Origin of the sequence: Neobacillus muris, assembly GCF_943193175.1 — a bacterium.
In the GTDB taxonomy this organism is placed as follows: Bacteria; Bacillota; Bacilli; order Bacillales; family Cytobacillaceae; genus Neobacillus; species Neobacillus muris.
In genome coordinates this window covers 252,268-259,576 of sequence record NZ_CALPDF010000003.1, presented here as the reverse complement: position 1 = coordinate 259,576, position 7,309 = coordinate 252,268, and the positions used below count along the sequence as shown (strand labels likewise).

The following is a 7,309-nucleotide window of genomic DNA, read 5'->3' as shown; positions in this document are numbered from 1 at the left end:
ATCTTGACCATCGAACTACAGACATGAAGTTCAATATTATTACGGATGTTTATGTCACACCCGGAAATGTTCATGATTCTGTTCCTTATTTGAGTCGGTTGGACCGTCAGGTCCAACGATTTGGATTTAAGGTGGAGGCGGTAGCACTCGATTCCGGTTACCTCACAAACCCAATATGTAAGGGACTCTCTGATCGAAAAGTCTTTGGTGTAATTGCTCATAGAAGGTATCACCCGACAAAAGGGTTATTTCCTAAATGGAAATTTGAATATGATAAAGAACGTGACCTATACACTTGCCCCAATGGCCAAGAATTAATATATAAAACAACAACCCGTGAGGGTTATAGGGAGTATAAGTCTGATTCAAAGGAGTGTAAAAACTGCCCATTACTATCCCAATGTACACGTTCAAAAAATAAAGTGAAAGTAGTAACACGACATGTGTGGGAGGAGCACAAGGAAAAGGTAAGGTTAAATCGTTTAACTAAATCGGGAAAAATGCTTTATAAATTTAGAAAGGAAAAAATTGAGCGGAGCTTCGCAGACTCAAAAGAGCTGCACGGGCTTCGCTACTGCCGGTTACGTGGATTGAAAAGTGTAAGTGAACAGGCTCTTCTTACTGCAGCCTGCCAAAATATAAAAAAGATTGCAACACACTTAGCAAGGTTAGAAAATGTGTGTTGCAATACTTAGGTTGACTTTGCACCCTGTTGATTGGAGTGGAGGGCACTCGACTCCTGCGGGAAGTAGAGGTCACTGGAGACCCCGCAGGCGCCAAAGCGCCGAGGAGGCTCCAGGAGCTCCCCGCGGAAAGCGAGTGCCCGGAACGGAAATCAACAGGCCCATTTGCATGGACAATCAATAAATTTGGTATTTAGATTCTGTGATAATAAAAAATTGCCGAGAAAAATACCCTTTCTCGACAATCTGAGGATGACCAATGGTCATCCTCATTTTTTTTCAATCGCGACAATAAAAGGCGGATTGTTTTGCTGATTTATAAATTGGTATTGCAAGACATGGGCGGTTTTTTGATCAAGGCTTTGGCAATAGTCCAGCAGGGCGTCACGTTCCTCTGCTCCTCCAGGGTGGCCATGATAAATAACAAGGACGATAATCCCTTCAGGTGCCATCAATTGCAGCAGCTGTTCAATGGCGGCGATGGTCGTATCTGCTTTTGTCACAATCATCTTGTCGCTGCCTGGCAAATAGCCAAGGTTAAAAATCGCTCCAGTTACCTTGCCGCGCAGGTTTGCAGGTATCACTTCTAAAATGTTTTCATGGCCTTGATTAAAAAGTTCAGTACGAGCCAACAGGCCATGCTGTGTTAATCTGTCTTTTGCTGCTTGAACAGCCGTGTCCTGTATATCAAAACCATATACTTTCCCAGTGTCTCCAACCAGTCCAGCAAGGAACACAGTGTCATGCCCATTTCCTAAAGTCGCATCCACCGCAATATCACCGGGACTGACAGCTTTAGTCAATAAAATTTTAGCATATGAGAGAATACGGTCTAATTTCATTGTTCCGGCTGCTCCACCTGATAATATTTTCCCTGCCAGCTGTCTCTTCTGGTTAATTCGGCATTAATGCTATTTAAGACCTCCCATTTATTGACACTCCACATTGGGCCGACCATTAAATCAATTGGCCCGTCACCGGTAATGCGGTGGACAATCATTTTCGGAGGCAAAATTTCCAATTGGTCACAAACTAAATGGACATAGTCCTCTTTTGACAGGAACTCCAGCATGCCCTTTTCATATTGTTTGACCATTGGTGTGCCCTTTAACAAATGAAGCAGATGAATTTTAATTCCCTGCACATCCAGCTTAGCGACCTCACGTGCTGTTTCCATCATCATGTCATAGCTCTCAAGCGGCAGTCCATTAATAATATGGGAGCAGACTCGAATGTTATGTTTTCTTAATTTATTTACACCTTCTATATAGCATTGAAAATCGTGGGCGCGATTGATTAACTGTGCGGTCTGTTCATGAACCGTTTGCAGACCCAATTCCACCCACAAATAAGTTCTTTTGTTTAAGTCAGCAAGGTATTCAACCACATCATCAGGCAGGCAGTCCGGCCGTGTGGCAATGGATAAGCCAACAACTCCCTCCAGGTTCAGGACAGTCTCAAATTTTTCCCGAAGAACTTCTAAAGGGGCATGCGTATTGGTATAGGCCTGAAAATAGGCCATGTATTTGCCATCTTTCCATTTTGTATGCATCTTATTTTTTATGTCATTAAATTGGGTAATTAAGTCATCGACGCGATTGCCGGCAAAATCACCGGAACCCGCCGCACTGCAAAAAGTGCAGCCGCCGTAGGCTGCAGTACCGTCACGGTTTGGACAATCAAATCCGCCATCTAGAGCCACTTTAAATACCTTATGCCCAAATTGCTGACGAAGATGATAATTCCATGTATGATAACGCTTATCATCAAGAGCATAAGGAAACGGTTTTATTTCAAGCATGTCTAATGAATCTCCTTGTTAAATTTTTCTGCTTATATGCAATCAGTTTATTTTAGCATGATGGACAAGCCTTATCCAACGATTGTTATTTGCAGAATTGCCAGCATTTATCATTGGTTTGCTGTCATAGGAAAGCATAGGGAGAACACAATAAGAATTGAAGCAGTCCGTTGCTTCAATTTATGGCACTAGTTCCGGGAGGGTTCAAATATGGCTACTCGTGAATCAATGGATGAATTAAGGCAGGAAGTTTCAGATACGATTCGCTATGCAGAGGAGCAGTACAAACAAAGCAGCCTCCAGCAGCATTATAATAACGAGGAATATACACAAGCTTTGCAGAAGCTGGAAGCCGCTTATCAGGATGTCGCTAAAATTGCTCATAGCGCCAGTGCCCAGCAACGGGAGCAGCTTCACCGAATGAGACTGCAAATCCAGCAAATGCAAAATAACATGATATTGCAAGAGACAAGAGGAGGAGAACAGTTTTGAAAAAACGGTCTAAACAACAAAATCCTGAGCAAAAAACACGCAATGGGATGAATAACCAAGACCTTGAATTGGGGAAGGAAGATGATGTAGTGAAATTGGCCAAAAAGAAATATGAACAGTCAGGCGGCCAGCCGGTTAAATCGAAATTTCATCAGGAATAACAGCAATCCTCAGAAAAGGGCTGTCCTTAGCCTTCCGGACAGCCCTTTTTGCGTTTCGAAAATACACTTAATTATGACAAATCAAAGTAGAGCTAAAAAGAATTGCAACGCCTGATAAAAAGGAATAAAATGACCAAAGGAATTGAATATTTTTTTGGATAAAGGAGCGTTTTTCATGCCGCGTGCCTTATGGCTTTTAATTATCGGGATGGCAGTGAATACTATAGGCTCTTCTTTTTTATGGCCTTTAAATACGATTTATATTCACAATCAATTAGGAAAGTCCCTATCTGTTGCAGGACTTGTGTTAATGCTTAACTCGGGGGCTAATGTTATTGGAAACCTCGCTGGAGGTTATTTATTTGATAAAATCGGGGGTTATAAAACGATTCTTTCGGGGATCCTCATTTCTTTGTTCTCCCTTTCCGGGTTAACCTTCTGGCATGGATGGCCGCAATATGTCTTTTTTCTGATTATTGCTGGGTTTGGAGCAGGAATGATTTTTCCCGCCATGTATGCGATGGCTGGTTCTGTCTGGAAAGAGGGGGGCCGGAAAACCTTTAATGCTTTGTATGTTGCCTCCAACCTCGGGGTAGCCATCGGGACCGCTTCTGCAGGTGTGGTGGCCGACTACTCGTTCCAGCTGATTTTTCTCGCCAATACCATTATGTACTTGATCTTTTTAGTGATAGCTGTTTTGGGCTATAAGAGAATTACAGCTGACACGAAACAGTCGAAAGGTCATGATGAAACTGTCATAGGGATAAAAAGCCGTGCAAATTTCCACGCTTTGTTAATCCTCAGCATGAGTTACCTGCTTTGCTGGATCCCATACAGCCAATGGAGCACCACGGTTGCTTCATTTACGCAGGAAATTGGCATATCACTTTCCAAGTACAGTTTATTGTGGACCATAAACGGGGCTCTTATTGTTTTGGGACAGCCGTTATTAAATGGTATGTTAAAGCTTGTGCTTAAGTCTATAAAACAGCAAATTATCATTGGTATTGGGATATTTATTGTTTCATTTTGGGTCTTAAGCCAAGCGGAATCTTTTTCAGGGTTTTTGGCTGCCATGGCTATTTTAACCATTGCTGAGATGTTTGTATGGCCGGCAGTTCCGACCATTGCCTTCGATTTGGCGCCAAAAGGCCGGGAAGGCTTCTACCAGGGGATTATTAATAGTACTGCGACCGGCGGAAGAATGATTGGTCCGCTGCTCGGCGGAGTGATTGTTGATTTGTATAGCATGGGCACTTTATTTATCATCCTGATTGTTTTGTTTATGATGGCTATCCTGGCAATTCTTGTCTACGATCGTAAACTGAAGACTGCGGTGACCAATGCTGTACAAGGGCAAGTTTAAAGAGGGAGCCGAATATCCCTCTTTTTTGGTTTAATGTGTAATAAATTTGGCGAAGCTGGGATTAGGTCACTTGCATACAGGCGAAAAATTGATTACAATAACCGTATTACGAAATAATGAAAAAACAGTGAATAGGAGTAGTAATGGTTAATGCCCGCTATTTAGAGAGTTGACGGCTGGTGAAAGTCAACCGGGAACATCATGAACTCGCCTATGAGTTGCAAATGTGAAAATAAAGTAAGATTTGCCGTTTTCCGCGTTAAGGATGAATGAAGCGAGTGTTTAAGCACTAATGTGGGTGGTACCGCGGGAGATTACATATAGCCTCTCGTCCCTGTCTGGGATGAGGGGTTTTTTATTTTTCAATAGGAGGATTAAGGAAAATGAGTTTCGATCATCAGCAAATCGAAAAAAAATGGCAGCAAAAATGGGAGCAAGAAAAGACATTCAAAACAAACGAAGAATATAATAAGCGCAAATTTTATGCGTTAGATATGTTTCCATATCCATCCGGTGTCGGCCTTCACGTCGGCCATCCAGAGGGATATACCGCAACAGACATTCTTTCACGGCTGAAGCGGATGCAAGGATACAATGTCCTTCATCCGATGGGCTGGGATGCCTTCGGACTTCCAGCGGAACAATATGCACTAGATACTGGCAACGACCCGGCTGAATTTACTGAGAAAAACATCAACACCTTTCGCAGACAGATAAAATCACTGGGCTTTTCCTATGATTGGGACCGTGAAGTGAATACAACGGATCCAGAATATTATAAATGGACACAGTGGATTTTCTTGAAGCTTTGGGAAAAAGGCCTTGCCTATATTGATGAAGTGCCTGTCAACTGGTGTCCTGCACTTGGAACCGTACTCGCCAATGAGGAAGTCATCGATGGAAAAAGTGAGCGCGGCGGTCACCCGGTTGAACGCCGTCCAATGCGTCAATGGATGCTAAAAATTACGGCCTATGCTGACCGTCTGCTTGAAGACCTAGAAGAACTCGACTGGCCGGAAAGCTTGAAAGAGATGCAGCGTAACTGGATTGGGCGCTCTGAAGGGGCAGAGGTTAATTTTGAAATTGACGGCCATGGAGAAACATTTACCGTGTTTACTACCCGCCCTGATACGCTTTTTGGCGCTACGTATGCCGTTCTGGCTCCGGAGCATGCTCTTGTGGACAAAATTACCACTTCTGGACAGCGCGCAGAAGTCGATGCTTATCTGGAAAAAGTAAAAACCAAGAGCGATCTTGAGCGTACTGATCTTGCGAAAGAAAAAACGGGTGTCTTTACTGGGGCTTATGCGATTAATCCTGCAAATGGCGAAAAAATGCCCATTTGGATTGCGGACTACGTATTAGCCACCTACGGTACCGGAGCGATTATGGCCGTTCCTGCTCATGATGAGCGCGACTATGAATTTGCCAAAGTATTTGGCTTGCCGATTAAAGCGGTTGTGGCCGGAGGCGATGTAGAGAAAGAAGCCTATACGGGCGACGGAGAACACATCAATTCCGATTTCTTAAATGGCTTAAATAAAGTGGATGCTATCAAAAAAATGATCTCTTGGCTGGAAGAAAAGGGAATCGGAACAAAGAAAGTAACCTACCGGCTGCGCGATTGGCTGTTCAGCCGCCAGCGCTATTGGGGTGAGCCGATTCCAATCATTCACTGGGAAGATGGCACGATGACGGCTGTTCCGGAAGACCAGCTTCCATTGACACTGCCCAAGACTACAGATATCAAACCTTCCGGGACTGGAGAATCACCACTAGCCAATATCGAAGAATGGGTGAATGTAGTCGATCCGGCAACTGGCAAAAAAGGCCGCCGTGAAACGAATACGATGCCGCAATGGGCTGGAAGCTGCTGGTATTATCTGCGTTATATTGATCCGAAGAATTCAAAGGAGCTGGCTTCACAGGAAAAATTAAACCATTGGCTCCCTGTCGATATTTACATTGGCGGTGCCGAGCATGCGGTGCTCCATTTGCTGTATGCCCGTTTCTGGCATAAGTTCTTATATGATATTGGAGTTGTGCCAACGAAGGAACCGTTCCAAAAGCTGTTCAACCAAGGCATGATTTTGGGTGAGAATAATGAAAAAATGAGCAAATCAAAAGGTAATGTGGTAAACCCAGATGAAATCGTCCAAACACATGGTGCAGATACCCTCCGCATGTATGAAATGTTCATGGGACCACTGGATGCTTCAATTGCCTGGTCTACAAACGGATTGGACGGCTCCCGCCGCTTTCTGGATCGAATTTGGCGCTTAATCGTCGAAGAAAATGGTGACTTAAATCCAAAAATTCATGTCAGTGAAGAAGTGTCCAGCTTAGAAAAGGTATACCATCAGACTGTGAAAAAGGTGACCGAGGACTATGAAGGATTACGATTCAATACGGCGATTTCCCAATTGATGGTATTCATTAACGAAGCTTATAAAGCAGAAGTGCTTCCAAAGCATTTTATAGAGGGCTTTGTAAAACTGCTTTCACCGGTTGCTCCGCATATTGCCGAAGAGCTTTGGGAAAGACTTGGCCATGAAGGCACTATTTCCTACGAAGCTTGGCCAGCCTATGATGAGGCAAAGCTGGTCGAAAATGAAGTGGAAATTGTCATTCAAGTGAATGGCAAAGTGAAGACAAAAGTCATGGTTCCAACAGATGCCAGCAAAGAGGCATTAGAAGGCATTGCCATGGGTGACGACCGCGTCAAGGAGCAAATTGAAGGAAAAACGATCCGGAAGGTCATCACGGTACCGGGTAAATTGGTTAACATTGTAGCAAATTAAAAAGA

At 43.7% G+C, this 7,309-nt stretch carries 7 protein-coding genes and 1 other annotated feature; of the genes, 5 read left to right on the top strand and 2 right to left on the bottom strand.

Features of this window, described 5'->3' with window-relative positions; all coding sequences use genetic code 11:
• A partial coding sequence (locus NFS43_RS04030) for a transposase (protein ID WP_251549704.1) occupies positions 1 to 695 on the top strand: 695 nt, incomplete at its 5' end.
• Between the two features lie 257 nt (positions 696 to 952).
• On the opposite strand, the gene mnmM is transcribed toward NFS43_RS04030, so the two are convergent.
• Together mnmM and mnmL are read right to left on the bottom strand one after the other, a co-directional pair.
• A complete protein-coding gene (gene mnmM / locus NFS43_RS04025; RefSeq protein WP_251549702.1) occupies positions 953 to 1,525 on the bottom strand; it encodes a tRNA 5-(aminomethyl)-2-thiouridylate-methyltransferase MnmM in 573 nt (190 codons plus the stop codon).
• Complete coding sequence (gene mnmL, locus NFS43_RS04020; RefSeq protein WP_251549700.1) at positions 1,522 to 2,484, bottom strand: tRNA modification radical SAM protein MnmL/YtqA; 963 nt, start codon at positions 2,482 to 2,484, stop codon at positions 1,522 to 1,524. The genes mnmM and mnmL overlap by 4 nt, the downstream gene beginning before the upstream one ends.
• 210 nt (positions 2,485 to 2,694) lie before the next feature.
• On the opposite strand from mnmL, the gene NFS43_RS04015 reads away from it, so the two are divergent.
• The 4 genes from NFS43_RS04015 (at position 2,695) to leuS (ending at position 7,304) form a co-directional block, all read left to right on the top strand.
• A complete protein-coding gene (locus tag NFS43_RS04015; RefSeq protein WP_251549698.1) occupies positions 2,695 to 2,976 on the top strand; it encodes a YtzC family protein in 282 nt (93 codons plus the stop codon).
• A complete protein-coding gene (locus NFS43_RS04010) occupies positions 2,973 to 3,137 on the top strand; it encodes a glycogen biosynthesis protein GlgD (protein ID WP_251549695.1) in 165 nt (54 codons plus the stop codon). Before NFS43_RS04015 ends, NFS43_RS04010 begins: the two co-directional genes overlap by 4 nt.
• A gap of 175 nt (positions 3,138 to 3,312) precedes the next feature.
• The gene (locus tag NFS43_RS04005; protein WP_251549693.1) at positions 3,313 to 4,503 is read left to right on the top strand and encodes an MDR family MFS transporter; all 1,191 of its coding nucleotides are present in this window, start codon (positions 3,313 to 3,315) and stop codon (positions 4,501 to 4,503) included.
• A gap of 118 nt (positions 4,504 to 4,621) precedes the next feature.
• Positions 4,622 to 4,842 (top strand) — a binding site (T-box leader).
• A gap of 44 nt (positions 4,843 to 4,886) precedes the next feature.
• Positions 4,887 to 7,304, top strand: a complete 2,418-nt coding sequence (gene leuS, locus NFS43_RS04000) for a leucine--tRNA ligase (protein WP_251549691.1) — start codon at positions 4,887 to 4,889, stop codon at positions 7,302 to 7,304.
• Positions 7,305 to 7,309: the final 5 nt, after the last annotated feature.

Excerpts from the sequence above, each read along its gene's own strand:
- mnmM (WP_251549702.1), bottom strand. The coding sequence starts at position 1,525 with ATGAAATTAGACCGTATTCTCTCATATGCTAAAATTTTATTGACTAAA.
- mnmL (WP_251549700.1), bottom strand. The coding sequence starts at position 2,484 with ATGCTTGAAATAAAACCGTTTCCTTATGCTCTTGATGATAAGCGTTAT.
- NFS43_RS04015 (WP_251549698.1), top strand. The coding sequence starts at position 2,695 with ATGGCTACTCGTGAATCAATGGATGAATTAAGGCAGGAAGTTTCAGAT.
- NFS43_RS04005 (WP_251549693.1), top strand. The coding sequence starts at position 3,313 with ATGCCGCGTGCCTTATGGCTTTTAATTATCGGGATGGCAGTGAATACT.
- leuS (WP_251549691.1), top strand. The coding sequence starts at position 4,887 with ATGAGTTTCGATCATCAGCAAATCGAAAAAAAATGGCAGCAAAAATGG.